This window comes from Parasedimentitalea maritima (assembly GCF_005771405.1).
GTDB lineage: Bacteria > Pseudomonadota > Alphaproteobacteria > Rhodobacterales > Rhodobacteraceae > Parasedimentitalea > Parasedimentitalea maritima.
Genome location: NZ_VAUA01000004.1, coordinates 401258 through 417474, shown reverse-complemented (window position 1 = coordinate 417474; position 16217 = coordinate 401258). Strand labels below are relative to the sequence as shown.

Below are 16217 nucleotides of genomic sequence, written 5' to 3'. Positions count from 1 at the left end.
TATGCACAGGTTGATCCATCGAATGAACCAAACCGCCCACATATCTCTTCAGATATATAATTTGTCAAAGAGCAAGAGACAAAAACCAAACAGATGCGCCAATCTCTCAGCGCGCCCGCCTAATCCCGTACCTCCATCCCCGTCTCTCCGAGGCGTCCCACTGTCTCTCCAGCGTGTCCCTCCGTCTCTCCGAAGCGTCTCTAGCAGCGCCTCAGCGCCGCCGGTAAGGGGGGTTCTAGGGTTATCCAACCAAACCCGCAAGCGCTAAATCTACCTTTTTGAGTTTTTCTTCGGAAAAACATGAAATCATCAGAAAAACAAAGACTTAGGTAAGGCAACATCACGCTAGTTTTCAATAAACTTGAGATTTCCAACGCATCAAACCCGCAAACAATCAACGAGTCACCAGATCTGGTAGAAGGTTTGATCTGCAGCACTAAACGCTACTCCCAAACCCGGGTCGCCCAGCGCAACCAAGGTAGGAAAACGCCGAAGGCAGGTCAGTTTCCTGACCTGCCTATGCGTCTGACTGCTTACCCGGAATATCAGGCGCGCTGTCTGAAAGGGCGAAGGAATGCGGACAAGCGGTCAAAGGGCAACCGCAGAAACAACAGCCCTACAGTGAGGGTCAGATAGATCACCGGTTCAAACTGGAAGCCTTTGACTAAGATGACATAGTGAAGAGCACCAAGCAGCCCCGCCGCATAAGCGGCACGGTGCAGTTTTCGCCAACTACGCCCAAGCCGGCGGATAGACCTGTTATTCGAAGTCAAAGCCAGCGGCAACAACAGCACAAACCCGGCCATACCAATCGTAATATAGGGGCGTTTGACGATGTCAGCCCAGATCTGTCCGGGCAGTTGGACATCCAGCACCAACCAGACAGCCAAGTGACAAGACACATAGAAGAAACACAACAGGCCTAGCGCTCGGCGAAATTTGAGGAGGTTCAGTCCAACGTGCTTTCGCAATGGCGTTACAGCCAGGCCAAGCACCAGCAATTGCAGAGCCAGCTTACCGTACTCGTGCTCCAGGGCTTTGATCGGCTCGACCCCTAACCCGCCTGTCAAACCCTGATAGAACAACCAGGGAGCAGGCAACGCACCCAGAAGGTAGATCACCCAGGTTGGCAGGCGACGCAGACTATGATTGAGACGGTCCCTCATCAGAATGACTTGGCCAGATCCATACCACTATACAACGACGCCACCTCGTCGCCGTACCCATTGAACATCTCGGTGGGCTGACGCTTGGCAAACAAGCCACCGCCGATCCGGCGTTCTGTGGCCTGGCTCCAGCGCGGGTGCGAGACCTCGGGGTTTACATTACTATAGAACCCATACTCGCGGGCATTGGACATATTCCAGCTGGTTGGCGGTTCCTGGTCAGTCAGGGTGATACGGACAATCGACTTGATCGATTTGAATCCGTATTTCCACGGCACCACCAGACGCAGCGGTGCGCCGTTTTGATTGGGCAGGTCTTTACCAAAAATGCCGGTGGCCATCAGGGTCAGCGGATGCATCGCCTCGTCCAGTCGCAGCCCTTCGCGGTAGGGCCAGTCCAAAACGCGGTAGGCTGTGCCGGGCATTTCATCAGGTCGGTACAGGGTTTCAAACGCGACATACTTAGCATTCGACTGCACCCCAGCCATAGCCAGCAGATCCGCCAATTCAAATCCTGTCCAGGGAACAACCATGGACCAGGCTTCAACGCAACGGAACCGGTAGATGCGTTCCTCGAGGGTCATCTCGGACAGGATATCCTGAAAGTCATAGTCCCCCGGACGATCCACCAGGCCATCGATTTTAACGCTCCAAGGCGTGGTGGTCATTTGATGGGCATTGGCAGCCGGGTCGCCCTTACCAGTGCCGAACTCATAGAAGTTGCAATAGGTGGTGACGTCTTCCCAGCTGTTAGGTTCCAGTGCCTGTTCAGCCTGCGCCCCACCGGCCAATGCGCTAAGCCCCAATCCAGCCGCACCCGCCATGATCTGGCGGCGGTTCAAAAACGCCCCGTGTGGTGTCACATCGTCATGGGTCAGGTCGTTGGTCCAGCGATAGGCCATCTAGGTCTCCTTACATCTCGTTTCTTCCGAGATACGCAAAGCGAGCCCAAGAACCAAAACATATCCTGTCACGTTTCGGCGACGGGACTGTAACTTGGCATCAACTCGTTCATCGGACGGGACTGCCCACCGTCCTGCATAATGCGCACATGGCGGCGACGGATTTGACGCGGTTCGGACACCCCAACCGAGTGAGCGATGATCTCAACCTCATGGGTGATTTCACGGGCATAGGCGGCCACGCGAGCATATTTATCCTCGGCTACCAAACCCTTTTGGAATCTCGGGTCATGGGTTGTGATGCCTGTTGGACAGGTGTTCTTGTTGCACTTCAACGCCTGAATGCAGCCCAACGCAAACATGAACCCACGGGCCGAGGTCACAAAGTCAGCCCCAGCAGCCAGCGCCCAGGCCACATCACCGGGATTGACCAGCTTCCCGGAAGAAATCAATCGGATCCGGTCTTTTAGCCCATGTTCATCCCGCAGGTTGGCCACCATCGGCAGCGCCTCGCGCACCGACATGCCAACCAAATCGATCAGCGGCATCGGTGCCGCACCTGTCCCGCCTTCGCCACCATCAATGGTAATAAAGTCCGGTGCGCAGTCTGTATCCCGCGCCTTAATGCATTCAAACAACTCGCGCATGACGCTTTCGGACCCGACAACGGTTTTAATCCCCACAGGTTTGCCAGTCACCGAACGGATGTGAGCAACCATATTCAACAGATCGCTAAAGCTCTCCATCTCTGGGTGGCGGTTGGGCGAAAGACTGGCCTGGCCTGCAGGAATACCCCGTATCCCCGCAATTTCTTCGGTCACCTTGGCAGCGGGTAGGATACCACCTTTGCCCGGCTTAGCGCCTTGGGACAGTTTGATCTCGAACATCCGTACCGCATCATGAGCAGCAATCTCTGCCAGCTTGGTATCACTTAACCCGCCCTGCTCGTTTCGCACGCCGTATTTGGCAGTGCCAATCTGGAAAACGATGTCACAGCCCCCCTCCAGATGAAACGGGCTCAACCCGCCCTCGCCGGTGTTCAGCCAGACCCCTGCCTGTTTGGCCCCACGGCTAAGCGCCTGAACGGCTGGTTTCGAGATGGCACCAAAGCTCATCCCTGAGATATTAAAGATCGATGGCGCCAAATACGGCTGCTTGGCAGTGGGGCCGATCTGCAAAGCCGTCGTCTGCGCGCTTTGGTCATCCAGTGGCGGGAACGGCGCATTCACAAAGATTGGCGTGCCGGGAACGGTTGCGTTGCGGGTGGACCCAAAGGCAACCGTGTTGCCCTCCCCCGATGAGGCCCGGCCAACCCACTCGCGCTGAGCGCGGTTAAACGGCAGTTCTTCGCGGTCCATTGCAAAGAAGTACTGGCGAAAGAATTCACCCAGCTCACTGAACAAATGACGGAATCGCCCGATAACCGGATAGTTACGTCGTATGGCATCATGGGTTTGGAACCGGTCGATCACAAACAGAACCGCGGCCCCTACGGCCAGTGTTCCCAAAATAAACACAAAAGAAAGCGCCATGAATTCTATGGCATTCGCTGCGAAACCCATGCAAAATCTCCTATATGTTAATTGGGCGCGCAACTGCACACCTGGAAATGATATATAGTCTGAGCGCGATTGCCGGGCTTCACAAGTCAAGGCTGATCACATTGGGAGAAAATGTATGAAACAGATCATCGCGGCCTGCGTATTTGGGCTGGTTTCGCAGATGGCAACTGCTCAGGACATGGTGAGCTATACCACCACCTTGGATTTCGACGATGTCACCTTTGGCATTGAGAACGCGATTACCGATCTGGGGCTGGTGGTGGATAACATCAGCCATGTTGGTGAAATGTTGGAGCGCACCCGAGGAGCAACCGGATCAGATGTCGTGTTGTTTGAAGCAGCCGAGGTTTATTCGTTCTGTTCCGCCACCCTGTCGCGTCAGGTTATGGAAGCTGATCCCATGAACATCGTGTTTTGCCCCTATGACATCTTTATAGCCCAGCTACCCGGCTCTGACGAAGTCACTGTAGGGTTCAGGCAATATCCTGAGGGGGCGATGCAGCTGATCCAATCCATGCTGGACGGGATCGTGCAAGAAGCCATCGAAGAGTAAGACCCGGGGCGGGATCTGCTCAGTCAATTCTGGCGACGGGATTTAACCAGACGCTGTAGCAAACACAGTGTCACAATTCCACCGCCTGAAATCATCAATAACAGCGGCCAGCTCATATTTTTCATATGGGCGCCCAGGTAAGCTGACAACACAGTGATTGGGACAATGCCTAAACCCGTGGTCCAGACAAATGTCCATAGTCTTACGCGGGTCAACCCAGCGGCATAGTTGATCAGGTTAAAAGCAATCACGGGGATAAAGCGGCTGATCAACAGGGTGAAGGTTCCCTGCTGGTCCGTCCACTCGTCCAACCGCACAGACTGACCTTTGGAAAGCCAGCTCTGAATGACTGAACGCCCTAAATTGCGTGACAGACCAAATGCGGCCAGCGCGCCCAGCATGGCGCCGACCCAGACCAGCGCACTACCAACAAGTGTACCAAACACCGCGCCTGCACAGATCGCCAAAATTTCAGCCGGGAACGGGATAAAGCTGTGCAACACCATCAGCGCAATTATGGCAACTGGCGCCCAGGCTCCGGTGGCACGCAACTGGTCTGCCAATGCCTCGGGGGTGGGAAAGGTACCTTCAGAGACATAAGCCAGCATGCTGCTCAGAAGCAGCACAACAGCAATTCCCCATAGGGTAACGCTGCGGCCAGACCAGGTCATCCGCCAACACGCCACTGCCGGATCATAGTGGCGGCGGCGGCGGCAAATGGCTGGGCAAAGGCATCGTTAGGACGCGCCTTGATGGTCAAAGACAGCCCCAACAGCGTGTTTTGAAGTAGTGTTGCCTTTTCGTCTGGATCAAAATCAGCTGCGATCTCCCCCGTCTCTATTGCCTTAGCAAGGATCTGAGCAAAGCGGTGATGCAGAACCTCGAAATAGTGTGCAATTCTAACGTCGACTTCTCCGCCATTGCGATCAAACTCGGTTATAGCATTCAGCAGCAGACACCCCTGAGCCCCAATTTGTGGCATGGCCGCAGGATCTGCACGATCCGCAAACCACTGGGCCAACTCTTCAAGGCTGGTGTTGTCTGCGTCCGGCAGATGCTCCGCCTCGACCCGGCTCATATAAGCATCAAGGGTTTCCAGAAAAAACGCCTCTTTTCCACCGTAGGAGGTTTGCAGCGTAAACCGGGTCAATCCGGTGCGCTCTTCGATCTGCCGGGTACTGGCGCCCTGATAGCCATGATCCCAAAAGACGGCCTGGGCGGCGTCGATCACGGTTTTGTGGTCAGCTTTGCGTGCACGGGACATGGGATACCTGTTGTTTTTTCTACCTCATGGATAGATAGCTATCTATCCGCAAGGCTAGCATGCCCTTTCGCGCCCCTCAACAGGAGACACCCATGAATACCTATGCTCTTTTGTCCGCTTTTGCCGGCTTTGCTCTCGTGATGGGGACGCTCACCGTCTATTTTGCCGCCATTCCCCGCGGCACTGTACCAGTGAAAGTCAACGGGCTGACACTCAGACTGGTTTTCGGTGTCGCCCTAGCCGCAGCCGGGATTTATTTGGGACTTACCGGCGCCGGGTCCGCAGGAGGCCTTGTCTATATACCCGCAGTTCTGGCGTTGTTGTTTGGCGGCTTTATTTTGTGGGTTCTACCACAGCGACACACACCGTTGGGTGATATCAAGGTTGTAGTTGGTGATCCAATCATCCCATTCAAAGCCCTGACGACGGATGGCACCCCGTTCAACAGCAGTGAGCTGGCGGGCAAGCGTGTGTTGCTCAAATTCTTTCGCGGTGGCTGGTGCCCCTATTGCGTCGCTGAACTTGCAGAGTTCAACAAGATGGTCCCCGAGTTGGAAAAAATGGGTGTTCAGATCATTGCACTCAGCAAAGACACTCCAGACCAGGCAGCCCTGAACAAGTCCCGTGACGGATTGAAATTTGATTTGCTGTCAGACCCGAACCTGTCGGTCATCCGCGCCTATGGTGTTGAACACCACAAGGCGCTGGGTCAGACCAAGAATCCCAAATCCACCTATGGCGGCCTGGCATTGGGGCTGGCCCCGTTCAAAATCGAAACCATGGCGATCCCCACAACTTTGCTGATTGATGAAACCGGCGTGATCCGCTGGATCGATCAGACTGACGACTACCGGTTGCGCAGCAGTACTGAACGGGTGATGTCGGCGGTCAGCCAGGTTTTTGAGTAGCTTTATATCGGTCCGTTTCAAATCCAAACCCGTCTTGCCAAGATAGAGCCTTGAGCAAGACGGGTTTCGCAGCGGTTCAGGCAAACCTTGGTTTCATTGAATAAGCCGTAGATGTTGAATGGAGGATGCAATGGAAACAAACGCGTCAGCTAACTCCTCCGTGGTGACCTCAAAGAAATGCCCCACTGACGAAGCACACTCCCCGATTTCATCCACGGTAGAACCTGCAACATCCACTGCAACAGTGTAAACAATCACCCCTCTCTCCTTGGCCAGTTCACACTACTGTAAGAACATCGAAAGATTGGAAGCCTGCCCGGATTCCAGTGTGGTATCAGTTAATGGGCGTGCAGTGAGTTCTGTTGTCGAATTTTCTTCGGTCAGCGTATCGCTTGGGCGGACCTGCGCGCTGGTGCGGCCATCCGTCATCAATACAATGAATTTTGACGAGTCCGCCGCATCCCATTGCAGCGGCCGATTGCTGAATTGCTCAGGCACTTCACCCGTTGAGCTCAGGTATTCGAAAGCCGGTTGCGTGTCCGGATCAAGCAGCGCGAGTGCATATTTCATGCCATAGTTGGTACCGGTCCCGTCATATAGCCTCAGGTTATCGATAAAGCTGTGCAGACTGGTGGCATCGTCTTGTGCATATTGGATGCTCATAGTGTCATCCGGGCACCACCCCCAGTTCTGTGTCACCTCGTCATAGTCCCAGTTCACAAAATACGGGACCTGATCAATCGAACCGCCAGGCAATCCGGTTGATAGGAAATCTTCGTAGGTCATTTCCAGACATGAGGCGACGTTATTGGGGAGAAGGCCCGCATAGAACTCCTCGAACGGGATCTCTAGATCCACCTTGTTGTAATTGGTGGGACCATCGACCAACTCATCCCCGACCATACTGTAAAAGCTGGTTGGTTCCAGACCGCCCTTGATCGTTGCACCAAGCATAGACAGGTGACCCTCAAGACTGGGGTTCAGGCGAACAATATAGTCCTGCGCATAGAGGTAATAGGTGTCCAGATCATCCTTGTTGAACAACTCAACATCATCGTCCGGATAGCCCTCGATCTTAACTGAATAATCAATTTCACCATCACCAGTTGTGTCAAACCAGAACACAATGTTGGAAGTGTCCTGCCCCCATTCCGGGAAGTAATCTTCGGAAGTGGTAGTTCCAAACCGTTCCCCTCCTAGATATTCAAACATCGCTTCACCGGGATTCGCCTGCCCGGCAAACGGAATGACGTTAATCGAAGTCTGATATGGGCCGCTGTCCCCCGTCTCTGGATCGACATTCCTGCTCAATGAAGCCGTGACAAATTCGTTGGCTGCCGTTTGCATAATCTCGACACGCCCGTTCAAGCTCATGCTGCCTGACACGTCCAACACCAGCGAGATTTCGGTGGCTGGTTCGTTTTCAATGGCAGTGGCACCCAGGTTCATTGGCAAGCTATCAACGCCCGTCATCCGCATAAACTGTGTGACAATTGACCCTTGCGCCGTCGCCGAAACCTGTCGTTGAAATGTGTCTTCCTCGACGGTGACGCCCGTCAGGTAGGACAGCAGGCCAGACACGTTCAGATAATCCCGCACTACCCCTTCTGGCTCGAGCGGCTGGTTCATACTGGAGGCCGCCAAAACCGCATTATCAAGCGCAGCCTGAAGACGGAGCCGATCTCGCTCGTATCGCATCAGGTCGACACCGATCCCTCCGACAATCAACATGAGCGCAAGAAGAATCAAAACAGGTGTGATCAACACCCCATCTTCGGCTCGCCTGAGGGTTTTGAACTGGTGAATTATCGGATGGCTTTGGGTGTTTTGATTTGCTGCGAACTTGGCTCTGCAAGTCATGGCTACATCCTCTATTCTGAAAGGCTCGTCCCCATAAACGCTATTCAGAAATGTGGCCGGAAATACGCTCAAATATGGCGAGGATGTGACGGATGCCTTTGAGCGACCACATTGTTTACCCTTTGTTCATATGTGCGCAACTTTTTCGCCATCCTTATGACGCATTGCTTTCATTGAAGAGTTTTGGAAATCTCGGCAAAGGCCATCAAACGGCGCCCAGTCCCGATAAAAACACGCCAAGATCATGGCGACAATTCGAGACAGTTATGAACAATCTCAGAAATCACTGTTTTGCGTTATGTCTGGGTTGCATTGCCACTATTTTGATCACCTTTCCGATGCAGGCATAATATCCATCTGCTCCCGTCAAACTGGATTTTCACCATTCCAAGGCTTCTACTCCACAGCCTCGCTCACGGTCTAATTTGCTTATCAACGAATGACATTCCCCGACGTTCACAAATGTGATCAAGGTATCAAGCACAGGCAAAACTGTGGCGCGCAGGATTTACTTCTGTCAGGTAAATCCCTCACCCCGGTACCGCCGTACCTTCGAAAATTGCAAGATCGCAGGACGCCGTTTTATCGAGAATGTCCTTGTAGGGTCGATGCTCGGGGCCAAGATAATACTTTCTGGCGGCCTCTTTGCTGGGGAATTCCATCAGGATCAGGCGTCCTGTTGGTAATGCGCCTTCGATCACCTCAAAATCTTCGGTCACGGCCAAGGGTTTACCGCCGTATTTCAGCAGTATTGCATGGGCTTCGGGAAGGTAGTCCCGCGCGTGGGTTTCAACGTCTTCAACACGCAGAAATGTCAGCATATAGGCAGGCATCTGAGGGATCCTTTCATGTATATTGTCTCGCCTGTCCGAGAATTATGTGCAGGATACAGAACATCAACTAGGCACCTTGAGGTAACCATGGAGATTTTCTGCTATGCGCCCGATCAGCAAGGAAGAATACGACCTGAAATGTGCAACGCGGCAGTTGTTGGAACTGATGTCTGAGAAGTGGGTGCCAGGCTTGATTTACACTTTATCGCTTGGCCCTCAAAGACCCGGAGCTTTAACCCGTCGGCTGGAAGGCATTTCCAAAAAGATGCTGACGCAAACCTTGCGCAATTTGGAGGACTGGGGCGTGGTGCATCGCACCGTTTTTGAGGTGGTACCACCCCATGTTGAATACGCCTTAACGCCGTTGGGTGAAAAGATGGTTGAACCCATCGCATTGATCCATGGCTGGGCACAGGAGAACCGCGAGAACATCGCGATGGTGTTCACCCAACGACTGGCCAGCAAACAATCGGCGAAGCCGTGATGCTTTGCGCAGCCGTATTCCCCCATCTGGGTTCATATCCCAGCGGGTGATGCTGCTGTTTTACTTGTCTACTTAGCATTTGATTACTAGCGGCGACGTCGCCAAAGCGGGTTCGGACGAGGACTATATCCCCCGTGCGTAGATGCATCCCATAGCGCCCCCGGTACAACGGAGGTCCTGTTCCTGTGCCGGGGGTGTGAGGCCCAGCGGTAATCGCGATTGCGAGGCAGTTTGCAGGAAAGAAACGAAACTGTGGTAAACAGGGCGCGCGGTGGGGCCTAGCAGCCCGGACTTTTGCGGGCGTCCTGCTGTTGGTTAAGCAATAGTCTGAGGTTTCTTTTGATCAGGTTGGTCCAGATCAAAAACGGCAACCCACGGAAGAATTCACTGGCAGAGCCGCGTCCTGCCCGACCCAAGGTTTTCAGGGCGATCGGTGGCAAGGCTGGGCGAAAATAGCTTTTAACGCGCACAGGTTTCCCCGCAATCAACGCCGCAAGCGCTTTGCGCGTGGCAGACGGGTTGTTCCACTCAGCATGGAACCGAACGCAGCCTTTGCGGTCGATGATGAAGACAGCATTGGGCATGCTGCCATAACCCAGATGCGCCGCCCCTTCGAAATCATCCACAAAAACGGTCCGAGTTTCACCGTCCTCACTTTTCAGCCGGGTTGCGCAAGCAAGTTTATCGTCAAAATTCTGATGACCCGGAATGTCCACACCCGGGTGCGCCTCACGGACATAAAGCACCGCGGAACTAATCTGTGGGAATTCTTGCTGCAGTGGTTGCATGATCCCCCGACGACTTTGAAACAGTGGGCAAGTGATGCTACCTATTTCAAGAACCAAAAAATCGCCCTCAAAATCGAGCAATCGCTTCGTCCGCCCATCGCTTGTCGTAAGTTCAAAATCAGGGGCCTTTTGCCCAACGACAGGGCCTTCGACCGTATCGAAATCATAGTCATCCGGCGAAAACTCATCGTAGTTATAGCTTGGCATCTTGGGTCTCCTTTTTGCTGCTCGAAGACAGGTCAGCGCCTTGCAGGTTTGATGTCATCCTCTTGAGCACTGCGAGAGTGATTTGGGCATCATCCTCACCTATTTCGCCCATGGCATCACCAATGAGACCTTTTGCGATGGGGGCCAGTTTGGCGAACAGGCTGTGCCCGGACGCGCTGAGTTCGATAACCATCCTTCGACGATCGGATTCATTTGGGATCCGGTTGACCAGACCTTTGCGGACCATCCCATCAACCAACCGCGTGACAGTTGTACGATCCTTCGAGGTGATCTCGGCGATTTCACTGGGGGCCTTTGCCCCGCCTTCGTTGAGGAGCAACAAAAGTGCCCACTCTTCCGGACTGACCTCAAAACCCGCCACGCCAAAGCGCGCAACAATTTCTTTGCGGGTAAGAAAGCCGAGCCGGTTCACCCAGTGTAGGATTTGGCGTTCATAGTTCATATTAAGTGTATAACACAACTATTGCCATCCGCAACCTTAAACACCTTGTGTTAGTCGCAGCTACTCCGCATGTTGCGAACACGCACTGGGCGAAGTGGCGTTGAGCAGGACAAGATGAAACGGCTGATTTCTATAATGATCGGGTTTGGCGCCCTGATACTGAGCGGCTGCGCCGCGCCGGTTACCACGTCCAGCGACCCCGTTGGCGAGCTTACACTGGCAATTCAGGCGCTTGGTCCCGATGTGGACCCGGGTGAGGCCCGACGCGCCGCCGAAATTTCATACAGCTATTCGACTCGGTTGGCACAAGACTATGGCGTCACCACCGCGCCACTGGTGCACAACAGCAAGGTCAACGCCGGGATCAAGGACCGGGGGCTGTGTTATCATTACGCTGAGGACATGCAGACCCGGTTGAACCAAGAAGAGTTCAAAACCCTGGTGATGCTACGCGCCATTGCAGAGCCCAAAGTCGCCTTTCTGATCGACCACAGCACCGCCGTGATCGCCGCACGCGGGGATGACATTTATGGTGGTATCGTTCTGGACGCCTGGCGCGATGGCGGGGAATTGTTCTGGTCGCTAACGGTTGAGGACACCCGGTATAACTGGGAGCCGCGGATGGATGTGTTGCGACGCAAGCAGGAGCAGCGGATGGCGCGGGAAGCGGTTACGGGATAGAGATTTATAACAGCTTGCAAATGCCACCCCTACGATTTGACAGCCCCCCCATCGAGCCAAAGGTTTGCCTCTAGCAAACCGTGAGGATGCTTACCCCCTCGGCCCGACGCTGGTTTGAGAAAACCTACACATTCCATTATCAACTAAGAGCAACTAGCAGCCGCGCATCTCCTCGCGATGCCACTACCCATTTACCAAAGGAATTGATGTGGATCAAAACGAGACTGAAAGTGCTATCGACATGTTTGCCCGAGACGTCGTAGCCAATGCATTTGATCAAGGTGTTCAGGCTGCAACTCTGGCCTTGAATTCCAGTGATGCCGATTTGCATACCTTGAACAAGCAAGTCCACGAAACGCCAAAAAAATTGAGCCTTCGCGAGCGCCAGATTGCAATGGCAGCAGCTGAAGGTGCGTTGGCGGCCTTTTTCTCAAACTACGAGCTTGTTGGCGGGTTTTCCATAGATCTAATCAGAGACGATGGAAGCAAATTCGATCTCTCTGAACAGTTCGGCGCACCGCTACTAGTTGCTTTTGATAGAGACGGCTGGCTGGCAACTCACTCTAAGACCTCGAATGAGCTTATCGCTATGAAAAAGGCGTAATTGTACTGATCTGTCTTGCAAAAAGCCCGCCATTTCTGACGGGCCTCTTTCTTTTTAGTGCACCACCGCGTCGTCGGGTTTGGGGCGGTTGGTGGATCCGACACGGTCGCCGATGATCAACCCCTCAGCCCCGGCCGATACCGGAACCGTATCGCCGTCTTTGACATCCCCACCCAGCAGCATTTCGGCCAGTGCGTTTTGCAGGGCGCGTTGGATCACCCGTTTCAGGGGACGTGCGCCAAACACCGGGTCATAGCCTTCGTCGGCTAGCCAGGTGCGGGCCTCATCGTCCAATGCCAGCGTGATTTTGCGGGCGGCTAGACGTTTGATCAGGCGCGCCAGCTGAATGTCGACGATACCATCCATATCCTCGCGTTTGAGGCGATCAAAGATGATGGTTTCATCCAGACGGTTCAGGAACTCGGGCCGGAAATGACCGCGCACTGCCTCCATCACGTCGCGCCGTGCTTCCGACGCATCGGCACCTTCGGGCAATTGGCTCAGCGCCTGCGCCCCAAGGTTCGAGGTCAGCACGATCAGCGTTTGTTTGAAATCGACGGTGCGGCCCTGACCATCGGTCAGCACGCCGTCATCCAACACCTGCAACAGCACGTTGAACACATCCGGATGCGCCTTTTCGACCTCGTCGAACAGCACCACCTGATAGGGGCGACGACGCACGGCTTCGGTCAGGGCACCACCTTCGTCATAGCCGACGTAACCCGGAGGCGCGCCGATCAGCCGGGCAACGCTGTGTTTCTCCATGTATTCCGACATGTCGATGCGCACCATGGCGTGTTCGTCGTCGAACAAGAAGTCAGCCACGGCCTTGGTCAGCTCAGTTTTACCAACACCCGTTGGCCCAAGGAACAAGAAGGAGCCCAGCGGGCGGTCTTCGTCGTTCAGGCCGGCACGGGCACGGCGCACCGCATTGGCCACAGCGGTGACGGCATCGTTCTGGCCGATGACCCGGCCATGCAGTTCATCCTCCATCCGCAGCAGTTTTTCGCGGTCGCCTTCCAGCATTTTGGAGGTGGGAATACCGGTCCAACGCTCTACCACCGCAGCGATCTGTTCCGGGCGCACGGCTTCGGCCACCATCAGGCCTTCGCCCTCGCGGTCTTCGGCCTCGGCCAGCTGTTTTTCCAGATCAGGGATCACACCATAAGATAGCTCACCCGCGCGGCCCAGATTGCCCTCGCGTTTGGCGATACCCAGTTCAGCGCGGGCCTTGTCCAACTGTTCTTTGATGTCACGTGCACCAGCCATCTTGTCGCGTTCCGACTGCCACTGGGCGGTCATCTCGGCGCTGCGTTCCTGTAGCTCAGCCAGGTCGACCTCAAGCGTTTCCAGACGATCTACCGAAGCGGCATCATCTTCCAGCCGCAGGGCTTCGGCCTCGATCTGCATTTGCAGGATCTGACGATCAAGCTGGTCCAGCTCTTCGGGTTTGCTGTCGACTTCCATCCGCAGACGGCTGGCGGCTTCGTCCATCAAATCGATGGCCTTGTCCGGTAAAAAGCGGTCAGTGATATAACGGTGCGACAGAGTTGCCGCCGAGACCAGAGCCGAGTCCGAGATCCGCACACCGTGGTGCAATTCATACTTTTCTTTGATGCCACGCAGGATCGAAATTGTATCCTCCACTGTTGGCTCAGAGATCACCACCGGCTGGAAACGACGGGCCAGGGCGGCGTCTTTTTCCACGTATTTGCGGTATTCATCCAGTGTGGTGGCACCGATGCAGTGCAGCTCCCCCCGCGCCAGCGCCGGTTTGATCAGATTGGCGGCGTCCATCGCGCCGTCCCCCTTGCCAGCGCCAACCAAGGTATGCATTTCGTCAATGAACAGGATAATTTCACCCGCGGCTTCGGTCACCTCGGTCAGGACCGCTTTGAGCCGTTCTTCGAATTCACCTCGATATTTGGCACCGGCAATCAGGGCTCCCATGTCCAGTGACAGCAATTGTTTGTCACGCAGGGATTCCGGCACATCGCCGTTGACGATGCGTAGGGCCATGCCCTCGGCAATGGCGGTTTTACCCACGCCGGGTTCACCAATCAGAACCGGATTGTTCTTGGTGCGACGTGACAGGACCTGCATGGCACGGCGGATTTCCTCGTCCCGGCCAATGATAGGGTCGATCTTGCCCTCGCGTGCGGCCTCGGTCAGATCATGGGCGTATTTCTTGAGCGCGTCATAGCCGTCTTCGGCGCTGGCGCTGTCAGCGGTGCGACCTTTGCGAATGTCGTTAATGGCTTCGTTTAATTTCTGCGCAGATACGCCTCCGGCATCCAGCGCCTCTTTGGCTTTGGATTTCACCATACACAGCGCCATCAGCACCCGTTCAACCGGCACAAAACTATCGCCCGCCTTGGTCGCCAGTTTTTCAGCCTCGGCCATCACCTTGGCGGTTTGACCATCCATGTAGATCTGGCCTGCATCACCGCTGACCTTGGATTGTTTCGACAGGGCAACGTCCAGCGATTCTACCACGCGCGATGGCACCCCGCCCGCACGGCTGATCAGATTGCTTGCCAGCCCCTGGTCGTCATCCATCAGTGCTTTTAGAATGTGCTCGGGGACCAGCCGCTGATGCTCTTCCCGCACCGCAATGGTCTGAGCCGCCTGCACGAAACCACGTGCTCGCTCGGTGAACTTATTCAAGTCCATTTGTCTCTCCTTTTAACAAGCGCCCCAAAAATGTGGAACGCCCGCTAGGCAGCGCGTCCCGAATTGGGCCTCAAACATCAATGTGGGAAGTCCCGCCTCCCCTTCAAGTGGTATAGTCCACTAAAAAGATGAGAAAACTACTGACAGACGTCATTCCTTTTTGTTCCTCATGAAGGTCACAGTTCCGCCGGCATTCAAGAGCAGCCTGAAAAGATCAAAACAGGAGGCTGCCATGCTAGTGACTGACATCGAAGTGACCCATTACCACTATGACAATCATCACGCGCGACATTGCGCCAACGTAGTGCTATCGCTGATTGACCGGACTGTTAATCTGTACTGTCAGATCAATTTGCCCCCCTATGAAAACACAGAAGACCGCGATCGTGGCTTTGCGCACGAAGCGGCGCGCCAATTGAAGCGCATGCCCGAGTTTCGGTCAGGCCACCAGGAACTGCAGCTGGCGGATCACTTGGTCAGCACACACTGATCGGGTAACTGTCGACAATTCGCCGCCAGTGCCGATACTGGTGGCATGACATCATTGCGCGATATACGCGGACGGAGCACCCTTTGGGATATTTTGGAAGGGCAGCCGCAGCACATCGGGCTGGCGATACTGCTGGTTGTCGGCGCCAATTCTTTATTGGATAGGCCATCGGAAGCATCCTATCTGTTAGGCTACAGTTCCGCAGGATGGGCCACGCTCTCGATCGGGCTTGCAGTGATCCATCAGGTCATCGTGGCCATAGTGTTTCGCCTACAGCTGCACCGTAACCTGTTTACACGCTGGTTTGGTAATCGCGACATGTCGGTCTGGAGGTTGATTTTCCTGCCTCTGCTGATCGCGCGTCCACTCACCGTTCTATTGGTGGCATGGACAGACACTGCCGACATAACTGGGGTTCGCCTCATTGAGCTGTTGGCCGGGACAGCGTTGTTAGCATTAGCGGTTTGGGCCATGCATTCGGTCTTAGTGCATTTCACCCTGCCCCGTGCCCTAGGTGGAGATCATTTCCGAGATACCTTTGCCTCTATGCCCTTGGTCAACAAAGGTGTTTTCAAATACACATCAAACGGCATGTATGGCGTTGCTTTCCTAGGATTATGGGGCATCGCTCTGCTGTTTGGTTCGTGGAATGCACTGATACTGGCGCTGTTCCAGCAGTGTTACATTTGGGTGCATATGTACTGCACCGAGGCCCCCGACATGCGATGGATTTACGGCAAAACGTGACCCCTTGTGCCAAGACGCTGGTGCCCATAGAT

17 protein-coding genes are annotated in these 16217 nt (G+C 54.6%); 7 read left to right on the top strand and 10 right to left on the bottom strand.

Features of this window, described 5'->3' with window-relative positions:
• Positions 1 to 545: 545 nt before the first annotated feature.
• From msrQ to FEE96_RS10610, 3 genes are all read right to left on the bottom strand, one after another.
• Positions 546 to 1166: a protein-methionine-sulfoxide reductase heme-binding subunit MsrQ gene (gene msrQ, locus FEE96_RS10620; RefSeq protein ID WP_138163002.1), complete on the bottom strand. Its 621-nt coding sequence runs from the start codon at positions 1164 to 1166 to the stop codon at positions 546 to 548.
• Complete coding sequence (msrP, locus tag FEE96_RS10615; RefSeq protein WP_138163001.1) at positions 1166 to 2068, bottom strand: protein-methionine-sulfoxide reductase catalytic subunit MsrP; 903 nt, start codon at positions 2066 to 2068, stop codon at positions 1166 to 1168. Before msrP ends, msrQ begins: the two co-directional genes overlap by 1 nt.
• A 68-nt stretch (positions 2069 to 2136) precedes the next feature.
• A complete protein-coding gene (locus FEE96_RS10610) occupies positions 2137 to 3630 on the bottom strand; it encodes an FMN-binding glutamate synthase family protein (protein ID WP_138163000.1) in 1494 nt (497 codons plus the stop codon).
• 115 nt (positions 3631 to 3745) lie between these two features.
• On the opposite strand from FEE96_RS10610, the gene FEE96_RS10605 reads away from it, so the two are divergent.
• A complete protein-coding gene (locus tag FEE96_RS10605) occupies positions 3746 to 4183 on the top strand; it encodes a DUF302 domain-containing protein (protein ID WP_138162999.1) in 438 nt (145 codons plus the stop codon).
• Between the two features lie 23 nt (positions 4184 to 4206).
• On the opposite strand, the gene FEE96_RS10600 is transcribed toward FEE96_RS10605, so the two are convergent.
• Positions 4207 to 4854 (bottom strand): TVP38/TMEM64 family protein, encoded by a 648-nt coding sequence (locus FEE96_RS10600; protein WP_138162998.1) that lies wholly within the window; start codon positions 4852 to 4854, stop codon positions 4207 to 4209.
• The gene (locus tag FEE96_RS10595; RefSeq protein ID WP_138162997.1) at positions 4851 to 5447 is read right to left on the bottom strand and encodes a TetR/AcrR family transcriptional regulator; all 597 of its coding nucleotides are present in this window, start codon (positions 5445 to 5447) and stop codon (positions 4851 to 4853) included. Before FEE96_RS10595 ends, FEE96_RS10600 begins: the two co-directional genes overlap by 4 nt.
• A 92-nt stretch (positions 5448 to 5539) precedes the next feature.
• Between FEE96_RS10595 and FEE96_RS10590 the strand changes: the two genes are divergently transcribed.
• Entirely contained in the window at positions 5540 to 6355 is an 816-nt protein-coding gene (locus tag FEE96_RS10590; RefSeq protein ID WP_171021671.1) for a peroxiredoxin family protein, read from the top strand.
• A gap of 282 nt (positions 6356 to 6637) precedes the next feature.
• Here the strand turns inward: FEE96_RS10590 and FEE96_RS10585 are convergent, their stop codons facing one another.
• Both FEE96_RS10585 and FEE96_RS10580 read right to left on the bottom strand, forming a co-directional pair.
• On the bottom strand, positions 6638 to 8215 hold the full coding sequence (locus FEE96_RS10585; protein WP_138162995.1) for a TadE/TadG family type IV pilus assembly protein: 1578 nt from the start codon (positions 8213 to 8215) through the stop codon (positions 6638 to 6640).
• A gap of 530 nt (positions 8216 to 8745) precedes the next feature.
• Positions 8746 to 9048 carry a DUF1330 domain-containing protein gene (locus tag FEE96_RS10580; protein ID WP_138162994.1) on the bottom strand — a complete coding sequence of 101 codons (303 nt, stop codon included), beginning with the start codon at positions 9046 to 9048 and terminating at the stop codon, positions 8746 to 8748.
• A 103-nt stretch (positions 9049 to 9151) separates the two neighbouring features.
• On the opposite strand from FEE96_RS10580, the gene FEE96_RS10575 reads away from it, so the two are divergent.
• Positions 9152 to 9532 (top strand): winged helix-turn-helix transcriptional regulator, encoded by a 381-nt coding sequence (locus FEE96_RS10575; RefSeq protein ID WP_138162993.1) that lies wholly within the window; start codon positions 9152 to 9154, stop codon positions 9530 to 9532.
• 278 nt (positions 9533 to 9810) lie between these two features.
• Here FEE96_RS10575 and FEE96_RS10570 read toward each other — a convergent pair whose 3' ends face one another.
• Entirely contained in the window at positions 9811 to 10527 is a 717-nt protein-coding gene (locus FEE96_RS10570; RefSeq protein WP_138162992.1) for a TlpA family protein disulfide reductase, read from the bottom strand.
• Entirely contained in the window at positions 10514 to 11008 is a 495-nt protein-coding gene (locus tag FEE96_RS10565; protein WP_138162991.1) for a MarR family winged helix-turn-helix transcriptional regulator, read from the bottom strand. The genes FEE96_RS10570 and FEE96_RS10565 overlap by 14 nt, the downstream gene beginning before the upstream one ends.
• Before the next feature lie 51 nt (positions 11009 to 11059).
• Here FEE96_RS10565 and FEE96_RS10560 point away from each other — a divergent pair, with 51 nt between their 5' ends.
• Entirely contained in the window at positions 11060 to 11671 is a 612-nt protein-coding gene (locus tag FEE96_RS10560; protein ID WP_246079393.1) for a hypothetical protein, read from the top strand.
• Between the two features lie 208 nt (positions 11672 to 11879).
• Positions 11880 to 12275 (top strand): hypothetical protein, encoded by a 396-nt coding sequence (locus FEE96_RS10555; protein ID WP_138162990.1) that lies wholly within the window; start codon positions 11880 to 11882, stop codon positions 12273 to 12275.
• A 54-nt stretch (positions 12276 to 12329) separates the two neighbouring features.
• On the opposite strand, the gene clpB is transcribed toward FEE96_RS10555, so the two are convergent.
• Positions 12330 to 14948 carry an ATP-dependent chaperone ClpB gene (gene clpB / locus FEE96_RS10550; RefSeq protein WP_138162989.1) on the bottom strand — a complete coding sequence of 873 codons (2619 nt, stop codon included), beginning with the start codon at positions 14946 to 14948 and terminating at the stop codon, positions 12330 to 12332.
• 232 nt (positions 14949 to 15180) lie between these two features.
• Between clpB and FEE96_RS10545 the strand changes: the two genes are divergently transcribed.
• Positions 15181 to 15438 (top strand): hypothetical protein, encoded by a 258-nt coding sequence (locus FEE96_RS10545; RefSeq protein ID WP_138162988.1) that lies wholly within the window; start codon positions 15181 to 15183, stop codon positions 15436 to 15438.
• Positions 15439 to 15483: 45 nt separating this feature from the next.
• A complete protein-coding gene (locus FEE96_RS10540) occupies positions 15484 to 16185 on the top strand; it encodes a methyltransferase (RefSeq protein WP_138162987.1) in 702 nt (233 codons plus the stop codon).
• Positions 16186 to 16217 lie beyond the last annotated feature (32 nt).